Below are 15,865 nucleotides of genomic sequence, written 5' to 3'. Positions count from 1 at the left end.
TGCCAAAAACAGGGAGTTTGTATGGTCAGCGCGCTGTATGCGGTGTTAGGTGCATTACTGCTGATTAAGTTTTCATTTGATGTTGTGCGCCTCAGAACGCAGTACCGCGTCTCTTACGGCGACGGCGGATTTTCCGAGCTACAAAGCGCTATCCGCATTCACGGCAATGCGGTTGAATATATCCCCGCGGGATTAATTCTGTTGCTTTTTATGGAGATGAATGGCGCAGAAACCTGGATGGTACACATCTGTGGCCTGCTGCTGATGGCTGGCCGGCTAATGCATTATTATGGCTTTCACCATCGCCTGTTCCGCTGGCGTCGTTCCGGCATGAGTGCGACCTGGTGTTCACTTTTGCTGATGGTGCTGGCTAACCTGTGGTATATGCCGTGGGAGTTGGTTTTCTCCCTCCATTAGCGCACAATACGCCACTTTATTTTTCCCGGATTTTTACGTTATGTCAGATCGCGACACGCTTTTTTCCGCGCCTATCGCCAGCCTGGGCGACTGGACCTTCGATGAACGGGTAGCTGAAGTCTTCCCGGATATGATCCAGCGCTCTGTTCCCGGTTATTCAAATATTATCTCTATGATCGGCATGCTGGCTGAGCGCTTCGTTCAACCCGGCACGCAGGTCTATGACCTGGGCTGCTCGCTCGGCGCGGCAACGCTGTCGGTTCGTCGTAATGTTCACCACGAAGGCTGTCGGATCATCGCCGTCGATAATTCCCCGGCCATGGTGGAACGCTGCCGTCGCCATATTGACGCGTACAAAGCCCCTGTTCCGGTGGAGGTGGTGGAAGGCGATATCCGTGATATCGAGATCAATAACGCGTCGATGGTGGTGCTGAATTTCACCCTGCAGTTCCTGGTGCCTGAAGACCGCCAGCGTCTGCTGGACAAAATTTATAAGGGGCTGAATCCTGGCGGCGCGCTGGTGCTCTCAGAGAAATTCAGCTTTGAAGATGCCGAGGTTGGCGAGCTGCTGTTCAATATGCACCACGATTTCAAGCGTGCGAACGGCTACAGCGAGCTGGAGATCAGCCAGAAACGCAGCATGCTCGAAAACGTGATGCTGACGGACTCCGTGGAAACCCACAAAGCGCGCCTGCGTCAGGCCGGTTTTGAGCACAGTGAACTGTGGTTCCAGTGCTTCAACTTTGGCTCTCTGGTGGCGCTGAAAGCGGGGAATGCGGCATGATTGAGTTCAGCAACTTTTATCAGCTGATTGCCAAAAGCCCGCTCTCCCACTGGCTGGAGACGCTGCCTGCGCAAATTGCCGCCTGGCAGCGGGACCAGCAGCACGGCCTGTTAAAACAGTGGTCGAATGCGGTGGAATACCTGCCCGAGCTGACCCCGCATCGTCTGGATCTCCTGCACAGTGTGACTGCCGAGAGCGCAGAGCCGCTTCCGGCAGGTCAGGTCAACCGCATCGAAACGCTGATGCGTAACCTGATGCCGTGGCGTAAAGGGCCATTTTCCCTTTACGGCGTGAACATCAATACCGAATGGCGCTCTGACTGGAAATGGGATCGCGTTCTGCCGCATCTTTCCGACCTGACAGGGCGCACCATTCTGGACGTCGGCTGCGGCAGCGGTTACCACATGTGGCGCATGATTGGCGCAGGGGCGCATCTGGCGGTGGGTATTGACCCGATGCAGCTCTTCCTGTGCCAGTTTGAAGCGGTGCGTAAACTGCTGGGTAACGACCAGCGCGCGCACCTGCTGCCGCTGGGCATTGAGCAGCTCCCGGCTCTGAAAGCCTTTGATACCGTGTTCTCCATGGGCGTGCTTTACCATCGCCGCTCTCCGCTGGAGCATTTATGGCAGCTTAAGGATCAACTGGTCAGCGGCGGTGAACTGGTGCTGGAAACGCTGGTGGTGGAAGGTGACGAAAATACCGTTCTGGTGCCGGGTGACCGCTACGCGCAGATGCGCAACGTTTACTTCATCCCTTCCGCGCTAGCGCTGAAGAACTGGCTGGAGAAGTGCGGATTTGTGGATGTACGGATTGCCGACGTCAGCGTGACCTCCATCGAGGAACAGCGCCGCACCGACTGGATGGTCACCGAATCGCTGGAGCAGTTCCTCGACCCGGCCGATCGCAGCAAAACCATTGAAGGCTATCCGGCCCCGATGCGTGCGGTGCTGATTGCCACGAAGCCGTAGTATTTATCCCCTCACCCTAACCCTCTCCCCAAAGGGGAGAGGGGACGATTACACCCTCGCCCCTTTGGGGAGAGGGTCGGGGTGAGGGGCGAATGGCGAATAAAAAAAGGCCCCTGTTGAAATTGCAGGGGCCTGGTACAAGCAAGCATCATATTGGGCGACATGATGCGCGGTAAAAATCGGTACGTTGCTACACGTGATGGCGCTCAATCAGCGACTTCATTTCCGCAACCGACTCTCCCTCTACACCGTAGCGTGAGTACTCATCCGCTTCAGCATCCGTCGACATTGACAATCCTGTATTGCGATAACGCATGGGCGACGGCATCCATTTGCCTGCCGAGCTGTGCAGCTCTTCAACCCCGGCGTTTAAAAACCGTTCCAGATTGCTGGCACGGACTCCCGCACCCGCCATTATTATTGGAACACCGGAATGGGCTTTTAGTTCCGTAATTAATTGCAGTCCTTTTTCAGCAGACGCCTGCTGCCCGGATGTCAGAATGCGCGCCACGCCCAGTTCGCCCAGCGTATCAAAGGCTTGCAGGGGGTTTTTACACATATCAAACGCACGATGAAACGTGACGGCCATTCCTTTCGCGGCGTCTATGACCTGACGCATACGCGGCAGATCGATTTCACCGTCTTCATTAAGCAGACCAATGACCAGACCGGGGAACCCCAGATCGCGCACGAGGGCGATATCGTCAAGCATGGCGCCGAACTCACCCGGCGTGTAACAAAAATCGCCGCCGCGAGGACGAATAATCGGGTGAACGGGAACGGTGATGGCCTCACGGGCAGACGTCAACACGCCGTACGAGGGCGTCAGCCCGCCCTCTTTGGGGGCTGCGCACAGTTCGATGCGGTCAGCTCCGTGTTTTTGCGCGGTCACGGCACACTCCACGCTGTAACAACAAATCTCCAGCAGCGCCATTTAATCCTCCTGAAATCCCACTTAACGAATCATCATGACACGCCGGCCGTTTTCAGTCCCGGCGTGAACTCACATCTCTTACGCTTCACTGGCAACAATCTGCTCAATGGTCCACGGATGAAACTTCACCGTGACCTGTCCGTCAGTGACGGCAAGCGTCGGGTTAGGTAACCGCTCGCGTTCGCCTTTGGGGGAGCTCGTTTTCACATAAATCCCCGGCTGGCTTAAGCCTTCGTCAGATAACAGCGCCAACGCGCGCGCGTTCAGTGTTTCAGGCTCACCCGGCAGGACAATTTCGATGTGTTCCCAGCCTTCGTGCGGATAGCGTTTCTCGCCCGGCCACGGCAGTTCAACCACGGTAAATTGCCAGTGCGCCACGCAGACCGGCTGGTGCAGTTTGAACAGGCAAATCGGACGGCCATTGATGATGTTCTCAGAGAGTAACTCGCCACACTGTTCGAACCCGCGACGCCAGCGCTCGGCGGTCGCATTCTGATGGCAGCGCAAAGAGATGTGATCGGCCTCAAGCGGCGCGATATCCAGACCAAGACGGGTGGCAAGTTCTGTGAACGCCTGGGTGAAGCGCGGTAAATCTGCGGAAATATCATGCAGTTCGTCAATGGATTGCCAGTTCGCCATAAGTCAGTCTCTTATCGTGTCGCAAAGCCGCTAATTTACTCTGTTGCCCTGTTTTGACCAACCGCTGAATACGGCTTTTTATGACTGCATGATTATGCACACCTTCTTAGCCTGGATTCTGAGCAATCTTCGGCCCCCGCGATGCTGACGCCAGAGGGCATTTGCAGTATACTCCCGCCCTAAATTCTTTAACTGGCGCGGGCGGTTGTAGGCCCGCATCAAAAACGTAAGGTATCCAGGTGAATATTCAGGCTCTTCTCTCCGAAAAAGTCAGTCAGGCACTGATTGCCGCAGGCGCGCCTGCGGATTGCGAACCGCAGGTTCGTCAGTCAGCAAAAGTACAGTTTGGCGACTATCAGGCTAATGGCGTGATGGCAGTGGCTAAAAAACTGGGCATGCCGCCGCGACAACTCGCTGAGCAGGTACTGACGCATCTGGATCTCTCCGGCATTGCCAGCAAAACTGAAATTGCCGGCCCGGGCTTCATTAATATTTTCCTGGATCCTGCGTTCCTGGCAAGCCACGTTGACGCGGCACTGAAATCTGACCGTCTGGGTGTTTCCCGGCCACAGGCGCAGACCGTGGTCATCGACTACTCCGCCCCGAACGTGGCGAAAGAGATGCACGTTGGCCACCTGCGCTCCACCATCATCGGTGATGCCGCGGTGCGTACGCTCGAATTCCTTGGTCACAAGGTGATCCGTGCGAACCACGTGGGCGACTGGGGTACGCAGTTCGGTATGCTGATTGCTTACCTGGAAAAACAGCAGCAGGAAAACGCGGGTGAAATGGCGCTGGCGGACCTGGAAGGGTTCTATCGCGAAGCCAAAAAACACTACGACGAAGACGAAGCCTTTGCCGAACGCGCGCGCAGCTACGTGGTAAAACTGCAGGGCGGCGATCAATACTTCCTCGAGATGTGGCGCAAGCTGGTTGACATTACCATGTCTCAGAACCAGCTCACCTATAACCGTCTTAACGTCACCCTGACCCGTGACGACGTGATGGGTGAAAGCCTGTACAACCCAATGCTGCCGGGTATTGTGGCTGATCTGAAAGCGAAAAACCTGGCGGTTGAGAGCGAAGGCGCAACGGTTGTGTTCCTTGATGAGTACAAAAATAAGGAAGGCGAACCGATGGGTGTGATCATCCAGAAAAAGGATGGCGGCTACCTCTACACCACTACCGATATCGCCTGCGCGAAATACCGTTACGAAACGCTGCACGCCGACCGCGTGCTGTACTACATCGATTCCCGTCAGCACCAGCACCTGATGCAGGCGTGGACGATTGTACGTAAAGCCGGTTACGTACCGGATAGCGTGCCGCTGGAGCACCACATGTTCGGCATGATGCTGGGTAAAGACGGCAAGCCGTTCAAAACCCGCGCGGGCGGTACCGTGAAACTCTCCGATCTGCTGGACGAAGCGCTGGAACGCGCCCGCCGTCTGGTGGCCGAGAAGAACCCGGATATGCCTGCCGATGAGCTGGAAAAACTGGCCAACGCCGTGGGTATCGGTGCGGTGAAATACGCGGATCTTTCCAAGAACCGTACCACCGACTATATCTTCGACTGGGATAACATGCTGGCCTTTGAAGGCAATACCGCGCCATACATGCAGTACGCTTACACCCGCGTGCTGTCCGTATTCCGTAAAGCCAATATTGACGAAAGCGTGCTGGCGAATGCGACAGTGACCATCACCGAAGATCGTGAAGCGCAGCTGGCGGCGCGTCTGCTGCAGTTCGAAGAGACGCTGACGGTTGTCGCGCGTGACGGCACACCGCACGTGATGTGTGCTTACCTGTACGATCTGGCGGGCCTGTTCTCCGGCTTCTACGAGCACTGCCCTATTCTGTCTGCGGAAAATGAAGCGGTCCGTAACAGCCGCCTGAAGCTGGCGCAGCTGACGGCGAAGACCCTGAAGCTGGGTCTGGATACCCTCGGTATCGAAACCGTAGAGCGTATGTAAAAAAAGAAACCCGGCAATCGCCGGGTTTCTTTTATGCCCTGACGGTGCGACCGTCAGCGGTAGTTCACGATAACGGAATTACTCTGCACTTTCAGCGCCGGGATCAAACGTCCACCGCCCGGAACTTCCCAGATAAAACGTAAAGGTTCGATTGCCGGCACGCCGTTAAACGCCTGGGTCGTACCACTTTCGCCATCGATTTCCGTACAGCGCGTCTGAGAGCAGAGACGCACCTGCAGCCCGGCAGGTGTGGGGCCAATCAGCCTGTAGTTCCAGACCACCAGCCCCATCAGACCGGAAACCGCTTCAGACGGCGACAGCGGGTTAGACGACATGGCGACGCCCCGGTTGCTGAGCGTCACACCCATGCTGCTTGCCTGCCAGGTGCCTCCCCCGGCAGCCTGTGCCGCCAGCGGGAAGAACAAAACCCATAACCATTTGCGCATTATTTTCCTCCAATCGTGGCTGTCATGCGGATATGACGGTTATCCGACAATTCCAGATTCGACAGCACCACCAGCTGATTCAGGCTACGACGCAGGAAGCGCGACAGCAGCGGACGCAGCGCATGATTCACCAGCAGCACCGGTGGCGCTCCCAGCATCTCCTGACGCGCCAGCGCCTCCTGCGTTTGCGCCAGCAGACGATCCGCCAGACCCGGCTCCAGCCCGCCGCCGCCCTGCAGGGCCTGCAGCAGCAGACGCTCAAGCGGCGTATCGAGGCCAATAACCTGCACTTCCCCGGTTCCCGGGAACCACTGCTGGGTGATCGCCCGACCCAGCGCCACACGCACCACCGCCGTCAGCTCGTGCGGATCGCTTTGTAACGGCGCATGCTCGGCCAGGGTTTCCAGAATGGTACGCATATCGCGGATCGGTACTTTTTCGTCGAGCAGATTTTGCAGCACCTTGTGCAGCGTGGTTAACGTCAGCACGCCCGGGACCAGATCTTCGGTCAGCTTCGGCATCTCCTGGGTCACGCGGTCCAGCAACTGCTGCGCTTCCTGACGGCCAAACAGCTCCGCCGAGAATTGTCCAATCAGGTGGTTAAGATGGGTCGCCACCACGGTACTGGCTTCTACCACCGTATACCCCTGGATCTGCGCCTGCTCTTTCAGGGCGCTTTCAATCCAGATAGCGGCCAGACCAAAGGCCGGATCGGTCGTTTGTTCCCCCGGCAGCGTGCCTGCGGCAGTGCCCGGGTTAATCGCCAGCCAGCGGCCTGGATAGGCATCGCCGCTGCCAATTTCGACACCTTTCATCAGAATGCGGTAGCGCGCAGGCGGAAGATCCATATTGTCCCGGATGTGTACCACCGGCGGCAGGAAGCCCATATCCTGGGCGAATTTTTTACGGATACTGCGAATTCGGCCAAGCAGCTCGCCATCCTGCTGGAAATCGACCATCGGGATCAGGCGATACCCCACCTCCATGCCCAGGGAATCTTCCAGCTGCACATCGTTCCAGGTGGCTTCGACGGCCTGGGTGTTCTCCGGCATCTTGACCGGAACAGGTTCCGCCGACGGTTTGGTTTCACGGCCGCGCATCCACCAGGCAAGCCCCAGCAGAGCTGCCGTAAACAGCAGGAAGACGAGGTTTGGCATCCCCGGCACCAGACCGAGTAACCCGAGAACCGCCGCAGCCAGCAGCATGACGCGCGGGTTGCTGAACAGCTGGCCCACCATCTGCTCGCCAACGTCCTGATCGGTACTCACGCGGGTGACAATCACACCCGCGGCGGTGGAGATCACCAGCGCCGGGATCTGTGCGACCAGACCGTCACCAATGGTCAGCAGCGTATAGCTTTCCGCCGCGTGGCCCATGTCCATCCCGTGCTGCAGTACCCCCACCAGCAGACCGCCGACCACGTTAATCACCATGATCAGAATGCCGGCGATGGCGTCACCGCGCACAAACTTACTCGCACCGTCCATCGAGCCGTAGAAGTCCGCCTCCTGGGTCACTTCCGCACGGCGTTTTTTGGCTTCATCTTCGGCGATAAGCCCGGCGTTCAGGTCGGCGTCGATCGCCATCTGCTTGCCCGGCATCCCGTCCAGCACGAAACGCGCGCCCACTTCCGCGATACGCCCCGCACCTTTGGTGATAACCATAAAGTTGATGATAACGAGGATAACGAACACCACGATCCCGATAGCGAAATTACCGCCCACCAGGAAGTGGCCGAACGCTTCCACCACTTTACCTGCCGCTGCCGCACCGGTGTGGCCTTCCATCAGGATAATACGCGTGGACGCCACGTTCAGCGCCAGGCGGAGCAAGGTGGTAAACAGCAGAATGGTCGGGAACGCGGCGAACTCCAGGGTACGCTGGGTGAACATCGCCACCAGCAGCACCATAATGGACAGCGCAATATTGAAAGTGAAAAGCAGATCGAGGATGAATGCCGGGAGCGGCAATACCATCATCGACAGAATTAGCAGGATCAGAATCGGCCCGGCAAGGATCTGCCATTGGGTCGATTTCAGGTTGCCGGGCAGGCGCAACATTGCCACCAGATTAGCCATCAGTGTCCTTCTCGTTCATAAAATCCAGCGCGGCAGGCACCGGAAGGTTCTCAGGTTTCACAGGCCGTTGACCACCGGCCAGACGCCAGCGCTTCAACTGCCATACCCAGGCCAGCACTTCCGCCACGGCGGCGTAGAGTTGTCCCGGGATCTGTTGTCCAATATCCGCATGACGGTACAGGGCACGCGCCAGCGGTGGGGCTTCGAGGATCGGCACACGGTGTTCAGTGCCAATTTCACGAATACGCAGCGCGATCAGCCCCGCCCCTTTCGCCACCACTTTCGGCGCGCTCATTTTGTTTTCGTCATAGCGCAGCGCAACGGAGTAGTGTGTCGGGTTGGTGACGATGACGTCGGCCTTCGGCACGTCGTCCATCATCCGGCGACGGGCGGCGGCACGCTGCATCTGGCGGATACGCCCTTTCACGTGCGGGTCACCTTCCATCTGCTTGTATTCGTCACGGATATCCTGACGTGACATCCGCAGTTTCTTGAAGTGGCTATACAGCTGGAAAATCACGTCAAAACCCACCATCGGGATAATGCTGAGCACCACCAGCAGCGCGCAGAGTCCAACCAGGTTCAGCGCATTGCTCATCGCGGTGAGAGGCGATTCGCTGATAAGGCGCATCATTTCCGGCCAGTGGTACCAGAGGTAAAACCCCGCGGAACTGCCCATCAGTACCGATTTGAGAATGGCTTTAAGCAGCTCAGCCCCGGTTTGCGCAGAGAACATTTTCGCAATGCCCGGCAGCGGGTTTAGCTTGGAAAATTTCGGTTGCAGCGATTTGGCGCTAAAGACCAGACCGCCAAGCATGACCGGAGAGACCAGCGCAACCAGCACGACCCCGGTAATCAGCGGCAGCAACGCGACCATCGCCCCTTTTATCAGCTGAATAATCTGGCTGAGGATCAGATTCGGGTCGTTGACCATACTGTGGTCAAAACGTAAGCCGGTTGAGAGCATTCCCGCCAGCTTGCGGGCGAGCGACTCCCCACCCCACCAGATGATGCACACCCCTACGATAAGGATCAGCAGGGACGTTAATTCTCGGGATCGGGGGATCTGCCCTTCCTCACGCGCCTTTTCTAGTCGGTGGGGTGTGGGGGCTTCCGTTTTGTCGTCGTTCTCTTCTGCCACAGTGCATGCTCAGCCCATTACGTCACGGGTATCATGCCAGCGCAGCGGAAATCCAATGGCGGGAAAAGCCCGTTTATTCGGGCTCTTTTCGGTGATTCTGGCGTAAACCGCCTCAGGCGGCGTAACCTCCTGAGGCGGAACGAACCATCAGAAGCCGAGGCTGTCCAGCAGATCGTCGACCTGATCCTGGCTTGCCACCACGCCCGCCTTGCTGGCGTCGAGCTGTGGACCATTAAGCAGGCTTTCGTTCTCGCGTTTTGGACGGGCAGCCGGTTCCGGAATGTTCTCCAGCAGCACCATCAGCAGCTGACGCTCAATCTCCTGGATCACATCCATCATGCGCTTGATCACCTGACCGGTGAGGTCCTGGAAATCCTGCGCCATCATGATGTCGAGCAGCTGGGCGTTGGTGAAGCTGGTATGGCCCGGCACATCCCCCAGGAATTGACGGGTATCGGTCACCAGTTCGCGGGCATCCGCCAGCTCAATCGGGTTCTCAAACCACTCATCCCAGCGTTTGGTCAGTGCTTTCGCCCCCTTTTCCATCGCATCCTGGTGCGGTTGTGACGCTTCAACGCTGTTCAGCGCACGTTCCGCGGCCTGGGCGGTCATCTGAACGACGTAGTCCAGGCGGTCGCGGGCATCAGGGATCGCTTCCGCCGCTTCGGCAATTGCCTGATCCAGTCCCAGCTCACGCAGGCTGTCACGCAGCATGCGCGTCAGGCTGCCGATGCGTACGATGATGTCGCTCGGCGAGTGTTCTTCAACGGGTTTCATAGCAGGTTGCATCATGACCAACACCTCACATGCCGAGTTTCTCGAAGATCTTACCGAGCTTCTCTTCCAGGGTCGCCGCGGTGAATGGCTTCACCACGTAGCCGCTTGCGCCCGCCTGTGCAGCGGCAATGATGTTCTCTTTTTTCGCTTCTGCAGTGACCATCAGAACCGGCATAGAGGCCATTCCCGCGTCCGCACGAATGGTTTTCAGCAGTTCCAGACCGTCCATGTTTGGCATGTTCCAGTCGGAGATAACAAAACCAAACCCGCCCGCCTGCAGTTTGTTCAGCGCGTCAACGCCGTCTTCTGCTTCTTCAACGTTGTTGAAGCCCAGCTCTTTCAGCAGGTTGCGCACGATGCGACGCATGGTGGAAAAGTCATCCACAACCAAAAACTTAAGCTCTTTATCCGCCATAAAATAATACTCCTGAGTCAAATACGTATTGCCTGTCCGGCACTGATTTTCGCCAGCATCTGCTGGCTTACCTGGCTAAGATCGACCACTTCGCTCACGCCACCCATATTGATGGCCTCGCGCGGCATGCCGAACACCACACAACTTGCTTCATTCTGCGCAATCGTCCAGGCGCCAGCCTGGTGCATTGCAAGCATTCCGGCGGCACCATCGTTGCCCATCCCCGTCAGGATCACCCCAACGGCGTTGCGCCCCGCATGTTTCGCCACCGAATGAAACAGCACATCCACCGACGGACGGTGCCGGTTAACCGGCGGTCCGTCATGAATTTTGATCTGATAGTTAGCGCCGCTGCGCGCCAGCTCCATATGCTTGTCGCCCGGGGCGATATACGCATGTCCCGGCAGCACGCGCTCGCCGTCTTCCGCCTCTTTCACGCTGATCTGGCACAGCTTGTTGAGACGCTCGGCGAACGAACGGGTAAAGCCTGGCGGCATATGCTGAGTGATCAGAATACCCGGACTCGACAGCGGCAATGGCTGGAGTACATGACGAATTGCCTCTGTTCCTCCGGTTGACGCGCCAATGACCAGCAATTTTTCCGAGCTGAGTAACGGACCGGCTTTTAAGGTCGCCGGTGCGGCCATCGGCTTATGCGCGGCAAGCTTCGCCCGCGACGCGGTGCGGATCTTCTCGGCAATCATTTCGCTGTACGCCAGCATCCCCTCACGAATGCCAAGCTGCGGTTTGGTGACAAAATCCACCGCCCCCAGCTCCAGCGCACGCAGGGTGATTTCCGATCCTTTCCCGGTCAGGGAAGAGACCATCACCACCGGCATTGGCCGCAGTCGCATTAATTTTTCGAGGAAATCTATGCCATCCATGCGCGGCATCTCGACATCCAGCGTGAGCACGTCGGGGTTATATTTTTTAATTAAATCCCGCGCTACCAGTGGGTCAGGCGCAGTAGCCACCATCTCCATGTCGCTGTGGCTATTGATAATTTCAGTCATGATCTGACGCATCAGCGCTGAATCATCGACAGACAATACCCTGATTTTACTCATGCTTTTTCCTTACTCAGCGCATATACCGTTTGCCCACGCAGGCTAAACTCACGCACGAGGTTGCTGAAGTTTTCCGAGTGCCCGGCAAACAGTAAACCGTCAGGCTTGAGCAACGGAACAAACCGACGCAATATGTCCTGTTGCGTCGTTTTATCAAAATAAATCATGACGTTACGGCAAAAAATGGCGTCGAACGGCCCCGGCACGTTGTACTGCTTATCCAGCAGGTTAACGGGGGCGAATTCGACGCAGTTCGCCAGCTCCTGGCGTACGCGTACCAGGCCTTCATGCGGGCCGGTGCCGCGCATGAAATACCGCTGCAGCTGCTGCGGAGAGAGTGTTTTCAGTTCATCCTGGCGATAAACCCCGTTACGCGCCTTCTCCAGCACCTCGGTATCGATATCGCTGGCGTAGACTTTCCAGCGTCCGGGGGCCATTCCCAGCGTGTCGGCAAGGGTGATCGCCAGCGAATAAGGCTCTTCCCCCGTCGAAGCGGCCGCACTCCAGACGCGATACTCCCCGGTGCGACGGCGTGCGTGCTCGGCCAGTACCGGGAAGTGGTGAGCTTCGCGGAAAAACGCCGTCAGGTTAGTGGTTAAGGAGTTAATAAAAGCCTGCCACTCAGCGCTGTTCTGGTTCGCTTCGAGCATGCTCAGATAGCGACCAAAATCATCCAGCCCCAGCGTACGCAAGCGCCGCACCAGTCGGTTGTAGACCATGTCTCGCTTATGATCCGCAAGCACGATCCCCGCACGCTGGTAGATTAACTGACATATCCGACGAAAATGCGCGTCGGACAGCGCGAGGCGCTGTGTCATCTGCAACAATAATGACGTTTGCCCAGGAGGCATTGGTGATGTCATAGCGCCTTCTTAATTACATTCAGGATACAACTGGCACGGCCTGCGACCGCCCGACTTCTGTTACTGCTTCAACGTGCTCTTTGACATTAAATACCGCGACCAGCCCGGTCAGGTGATCCGCCTGACTGGCGAGCTGTTCCGTTGCCGCTGCCGCTTCCTCAACTAACGAGGCGTTCTGTTGCGTCACCTGATCCATCTGGCTGACCGCCTGTGCGACCTGTTCAATGCCGCGACGCTGTTCATCCGACGCAGAGGCAATTTCGCCCATGATGTCGTTTACCCGCGTGACGGAGGTGACGATCTCATGCATGGTTTGCGCCGCCGTATCCACCAGGGCGGAGCCTTGCTGAACGCGTGACACCGACTCTTCAATCAGGCCCTTAATTTCTTTCGCCGCGTTGGCGCTGCGGCTCGCCAGGTTACGCACTTCTCCCGCCACCACAGCAAACCCGCGTCCCTGCTCACCGGCACGCGCCGCTTCCACCGCGGCATTCAGCGCCAGAATGTTGGTCTGGAACGCGATACCGTCAATTACGCTGATGATGTCACCAATTTTCTGCGAGCTGGCGGCAATCTCCTGCATGGTGCTGGCGACATGAGAGGCCTGATCGCCGCCCTTCTTCGCCGTCATGGCCGCCTGTTTTGACAGGTCAGACGCCTGACGCGCGTTATCGGCGTTCTGGCTTACCGTCGCGGTCAGTTGCTCCATACTGGCCGCCGTCTGCGCCAGGGAGGCCGCCTGCTGCTCGGTACGGGAGGAGAGATCGTTATTGCCTGCCGCAATCTCTGAGATGCCGGTATGCATGGCATAACTGCCCTGACGTACATCGGATACCGTTTCCCGCAGAGCGCCCTGCATCGCCTTCAGGCTGGCAAAGATCGCCGAAATTTCGTTCTTACCGAACACCGCCACCGGGCGCGCCAGGTCCCCCTTCGCAATGCTGTCGAAGTGGCTGCTGATGATCGCCAGCGGCTGCACAATCATTTTGCGCGACCAGAGCAGCGCGGCGCCGGTCAGCAACCCTGCCAGAATCACCACCACGGCAAAGATCACGCCCGACATGTGATAGCTTTTACGGCTGTCTTCGCCGGCACGCTGAACAAACTGGTTGATATCCTGCTGCCAGGCGTTAAAGCTGTTGTCAAACGCCGCCTGAGAGGCCTGGACCGGCGCGGTCATAAAGTCCGACAGCTGGTTGTTTTCAAGCCAGGTCGCCTGGTGGTCCAGATCGCTGTACCACTGTTCAAAGTTCTTCTTCATGGCGGCCTTCAGCGCTTTCGCTTTCTCGCTGTCGGCGGCCTGTGCCGTAAAGGTTTTAAACTGTGCGTCAGCCTGCTTCAGGCTGTCGCGCGCGGTGGCCATCAGCGCTTTGATATCATCCGGCGGATAACTCAGCGCGGTTAAGGTTCCCGCCTTATTCAGCGCAGTGCTTGCCTGCAACAGCACGGCACGGGTTTGTGCCAGTGCGGAGCGCTGCTGATTACTCGCCTCAACATCCTGCAAATTCTGATAGCCATCGCGAAACGCCCAAAAAGACAACCCGTTACTGCCAACCTGCAACACACCGCAAAGGATCAGAATCAAAAACAGTGTGGTCGAGATACGAATACGATTTAACATCCACGCTCCCAATAAGCGGCAAGCAGCCGCGGTTTAAATGTCAGTCAAAATGTTTCCCAGTTTTCATCTTGTCCGGTCGTTGCAGAACGCGTACGGTTTGCCGCCGATACAGCGGCGGGTGCGCGATACGTCGCCTGCGGGGTGACCGTATTTCCAGCCAGTGAAGCGAGACGAAACGCCGAGACGGCCATCTTCAGACGGCTCGCCTGGTCTTCCAGAGCAGCGGCCGCCGCAGCGGACTCCTGCACCAGCGCGGCGTTTTGTTGTGTCACGCGATCCATTTCCGATACCGCCAGGGCGACCTGGTCGATACCACGACTCTGCTCATCAGACGCAGAGGCGATTTCACCCATGATGTCCGTCACGCGGGTAACGGCATTCACGATGTCATTCATGGTCTCCCCGGCGCTCTCCACCAGCACGGAGCCGGTATCTACGCGGGAAACGGAATCTTCAATCAGCGATTTGATCTCTTTTGCCGCATTGGCGCTGCGGCTGGCCAGGTTGCGAACTTCCCCGGCCACCACGGCAAACCCGCGCCCCTGCTCGCCCGCACGCGCGGCTTCCACGGCGGCGTTCAGGGCCAGGATGTTGGTCTGGAAGGCAATACCGTCAATTACGCTGATGATGTCGGCAATTTTCTTCGAGCTGTCGGCGATTTCATGCATGGTCTTCACCACGCCGTCCACCACGCGACCGCCGCGCTGCGCGGTCTCGGAGGCACTTTCAGCCAGCTGAGACGCCTGGCGGGCGTTATCGGCGTTCTGCTTCACGGTCGCGGTGAGCTGCTCCATGCTGGCCGCCGTCTCTTCCAGCGCCGATGCCTGCTGTTCAGTGCGGGAAGAGAGGTCGTTATTCCCCATCGCAATTTCGCTGGTGCCGGTATAGATGGCATCGGTGCCGCTACGCACGTTGGCAACGGTATCGATAAGTGAACGCTGCATATGGTCAACGCTGTTGGCCAGTTCGGTGATCTCATTGCGCCCGGACACGGTCAGCGTTTTGGTCAGGTCGCCGCCGGCAATCTCACGAATGTGAGCAATAACGCGACCGAGCGGGTTTAGCAGGATATGACGAATGCCGTACCAGACCGCGACCAGCACAATGACCAGCGCCAGCGCCATCACCGCCATCTGCCATTTTGCAAAGCGGTAGTCATTCTGGCTTTCAGTAAAGGCCGAGTGATAGAGATCCCCGCTGGCTTTGGCATACTCTCCCAGCGCCGCGCCGAGCGCGTTTTGCATCCCTTGCGTAGGCTGCGCGAAATAGGCGTCCATGTTGCCGCTCTCCAGGAACTGAATCAGCTCCGTCAGACCGGCATAGTAGGCGTTGTATTTTTCATCAATATTCTGGCTCACCTGCTCCATCGCAGGCTGCGGGGTGATCTTTTTAAAGGCGTCGTAGTGTTTAGCGGCGTCAGCGAGCGTGGCGCGGGCATTCTTTAACAGATCGGTTTTCGCGCTGCTCTGCTGATTGTTGGGATCCATCATCATGCGCGCGGACGAGCGGCTCAGGTTAATACGCGTTTGCAGCATCAGATCCCACGTGGAGGTGAGTTCACTCTGCTGCAGGCGGAGATCGTTCGAGGCCGCAAAGCTGTCCTGGTTCTGTTTTAATGACGAGAAAAAAAGCCCGCCGGAGATGAGCTGAAGAAGTGCGAAAATGACCAGCACCATCATGAGCATTGTGACAACGCGGATACGGTTCAACATACAACACCTTCTCATAGATTTATTAACGGT

15 protein-coding genes are annotated in these 15,865 nt (G+C 57.5%); 4 read left to right on the top strand and 11 right to left on the bottom strand.

Annotated features, from left to right (window positions below):
- Window positions 1-21: 21 nt before the first annotated feature.
- The 3 genes from GM298_RS03445 to cmoB are packed head-to-tail and all read left to right on the top strand — an operon-like array spanning window position 22 to window position 2,169.
- Window positions 22-417: an MAPEG family protein gene (locus GM298_RS03445; RefSeq protein WP_266153595.1), complete on the top strand. Its 396-nt coding sequence runs from the start codon at window positions 22-24 to the stop codon at window positions 415-417.
- A gap of 40 nt (window positions 418-457) precedes the next feature.
- Window positions 458-1,201, top strand: a complete 744-nt coding sequence (gene cmoA / locus GM298_RS03440) for a carboxy-S-adenosyl-L-methionine synthase CmoA (protein ID WP_095450083.1) — start codon at window positions 458-460, stop codon at window positions 1,199-1,201.
- On the top strand, window positions 1,198-2,169 hold the full coding sequence (gene cmoB / locus GM298_RS03435; RefSeq protein ID WP_025756932.1) for a tRNA 5-methoxyuridine(34)/uridine 5-oxyacetic acid(34) synthase CmoB: 972 nt from the start codon (window positions 1,198-1,200) through the stop codon (window positions 2,167-2,169). Before cmoA ends, cmoB begins: the two co-directional genes overlap by 4 nt.
- Before the next feature lie 190 nt (window positions 2,170-2,359).
- On the opposite strand, the gene cutC is transcribed toward cmoB, so the two are convergent.
- A complete protein-coding gene (cutC, locus tag GM298_RS03430) occupies window positions 2,360-3,103 on the bottom strand; it encodes a copper homeostasis protein CutC (RefSeq protein WP_266153594.1) in 744 nt (247 codons plus the stop codon).
- 78 nt (window positions 3,104-3,181) lie between these two features.
- On the bottom strand, window positions 3,182-3,742 hold the full coding sequence (locus GM298_RS03425; RefSeq protein ID WP_025756934.1) for a VOC family protein: 561 nt from the start codon (window positions 3,740-3,742) through the stop codon (window positions 3,182-3,184).
- Between the two features lie 239 nt (window positions 3,743-3,981).
- Between GM298_RS03425 and argS the strand changes: the two genes are divergently transcribed.
- Window positions 3,982-5,715 (top strand): arginine--tRNA ligase, encoded by a 1,734-nt coding sequence (gene argS, locus GM298_RS03420; RefSeq protein ID WP_045285656.1) that lies wholly within the window; start codon window positions 3,982-3,984, stop codon window positions 5,713-5,715.
- Between the two features lie 53 nt (window positions 5,716-5,768).
- On the opposite strand, the gene flhE is transcribed toward argS, so the two are convergent.
- From flhE to tar, 9 genes are all read right to left on the bottom strand, one after another.
- On the bottom strand, window positions 5,769-6,161 hold the full coding sequence (gene flhE, locus GM298_RS03415) for a flagellar protein FlhE (RefSeq protein WP_025756936.1): 393 nt from the start codon (window positions 6,159-6,161) through the stop codon (window positions 5,769-5,771).
- Window positions 6,161-8,239 carry a flagellar biosynthesis protein FlhA gene (flhA, locus tag GM298_RS03410; RefSeq protein ID WP_045285655.1) on the bottom strand — a complete coding sequence of 693 codons (2,079 nt, stop codon included), beginning with the start codon at window positions 8,237-8,239 and terminating at the stop codon, window positions 6,161-6,163. Before flhA ends, flhE begins: the two co-directional genes overlap by 1 nt.
- On the bottom strand, window positions 8,232-9,380 hold the full coding sequence (gene flhB / locus GM298_RS03405) for a flagellar biosynthesis protein FlhB (RefSeq protein ID WP_025756937.1): 1,149 nt from the start codon (window positions 9,378-9,380) through the stop codon (window positions 8,232-8,234). The genes flhA and flhB overlap by 8 nt, the downstream gene beginning before the upstream one ends.
- Window positions 9,381-9,527: 147 nt before the next feature.
- Window positions 9,528-10,172 (bottom strand): protein phosphatase CheZ, encoded by a 645-nt coding sequence (cheZ, locus tag GM298_RS03400; protein ID WP_008500432.1) that lies wholly within the window; start codon window positions 10,170-10,172, stop codon window positions 9,528-9,530.
- 10 nt (window positions 10,173-10,182) lie between these two features.
- On the bottom strand, window positions 10,183-10,572 hold the full coding sequence (cheY, locus tag GM298_RS03395; protein WP_008500431.1) for a chemotaxis response regulator CheY: 390 nt from the start codon (window positions 10,570-10,572) through the stop codon (window positions 10,183-10,185).
- Window positions 10,573-10,589: 17 nt separating this feature from the next.
- The gene (locus tag GM298_RS03390) at window positions 10,590-11,639 is read right to left on the bottom strand and encodes a protein-glutamate methylesterase/protein-glutamine glutaminase (protein ID WP_014884341.1); all 1,050 of its coding nucleotides are present in this window, start codon (window positions 11,637-11,639) and stop codon (window positions 10,590-10,592) included.
- Window positions 11,636-12,502, bottom strand: coding sequence for a protein-glutamate O-methyltransferase CheR (cheR, locus tag GM298_RS03385; RefSeq protein ID WP_008500429.1), 867 nt, complete (start codon window positions 12,500-12,502; stop codon window positions 11,636-11,638). Before cheR ends, GM298_RS03390 begins: the two co-directional genes overlap by 4 nt.
- Window positions 12,503-12,521: 19 nt before the next feature.
- Window positions 12,522-14,123 carry a methyl-accepting chemotaxis protein IV gene (gene tap, locus GM298_RS03380; protein ID WP_266153592.1) on the bottom strand — a complete coding sequence of 534 codons (1,602 nt, stop codon included), beginning with the start codon at window positions 14,121-14,123 and terminating at the stop codon, window positions 12,522-12,524.
- Window positions 14,124-14,167: 44 nt separating this feature from the next.
- A complete protein-coding gene (gene tar, locus GM298_RS03375; protein WP_025756939.1) occupies window positions 14,168-15,835 on the bottom strand; it encodes a methyl-accepting chemotaxis protein II in 1,668 nt (555 codons plus the stop codon).
- Window positions 15,836-15,865: the final 30 nt, after the last annotated feature.

The sequence above is a fragment of the Enterobacter sp. HSTU-ASh6 genome (genome assembly GCF_026319105.1).
Classification (GTDB): Bacteria; Pseudomonadota; Gammaproteobacteria; order Enterobacterales; family Enterobacteriaceae; genus Enterobacter; species Enterobacter sichuanensis.
Note: the sequence above shows the minus strand (reverse complement) of the source record. Positions and strands in the feature narration are given on the sequence as shown.

Coding starts and splice junctions, on each gene's coding strand:
- cmoA (WP_095450083.1), top strand. CDS start 458: ATGTCAGATCGCGACACGCTTTTTTCCGCGCCTATCGCCAGCCTGGGC.
- cutC (WP_266153594.1), bottom strand. CDS start 3,103: ATGGCGCTGCTGGAGATTTGTTGTTACAGCGTGGAGTGTGCCGTGACC.
- GM298_RS03425 (WP_025756934.1), bottom strand. CDS start 3,742: ATGGCGAACTGGCAATCCATTGACGAACTGCATGATATTTCCGCAGAT.
- GM298_RS03390 (WP_014884341.1), bottom strand. CDS start 11,639: ATGAGTAAAATCAGGGTATTGTCTGTCGATGATTCAGCGCTGATGCGT.
- tap (WP_266153592.1), bottom strand. CDS start 14,123: ATGTTAAATCGTATTCGTATCTCGACCACACTGTTTTTGATTCTGATC.
- flhE (WP_025756936.1), bottom strand. CDS start 6,161: ATGCGCAAATGGTTATGGGTTTTGTTCTTCCCGCTGGCGGCACAGGCT.
- cheY (WP_008500431.1), bottom strand. CDS start 10,572: ATGGCGGATAAAGAGCTTAAGTTTTTGGTTGTGGATGACTTTTCCACC.
- GM298_RS03445 (WP_266153595.1), top strand. CDS start 22: ATGGTCAGCGCGCTGTATGCGGTGTTAGGTGCATTACTGCTGATTAAG.
- tar (WP_025756939.1), bottom strand. CDS start 15,835: ATGTTGAACCGTATCCGCGTTGTCACAATGCTCATGATGGTGCTGGTC.
- cheZ (WP_008500432.1), bottom strand. CDS start 10,172: ATGATGCAACCTGCTATGAAACCCGTTGAAGAACACTCGCCGAGCGAC.
- cheR (WP_008500429.1), bottom strand. CDS start 12,502: ATGACATCACCAATGCCTCCTGGGCAAACGTCATTATTGTTGCAGATG.
- flhA (WP_045285655.1), bottom strand. CDS start 8,239: ATGGCTAATCTGGTGGCAATGTTGCGCCTGCCCGGCAACCTGAAATCG.
- cmoB (WP_025756932.1), top strand. CDS start 1,198: ATGATTGAGTTCAGCAACTTTTATCAGCTGATTGCCAAAAGCCCGCTC.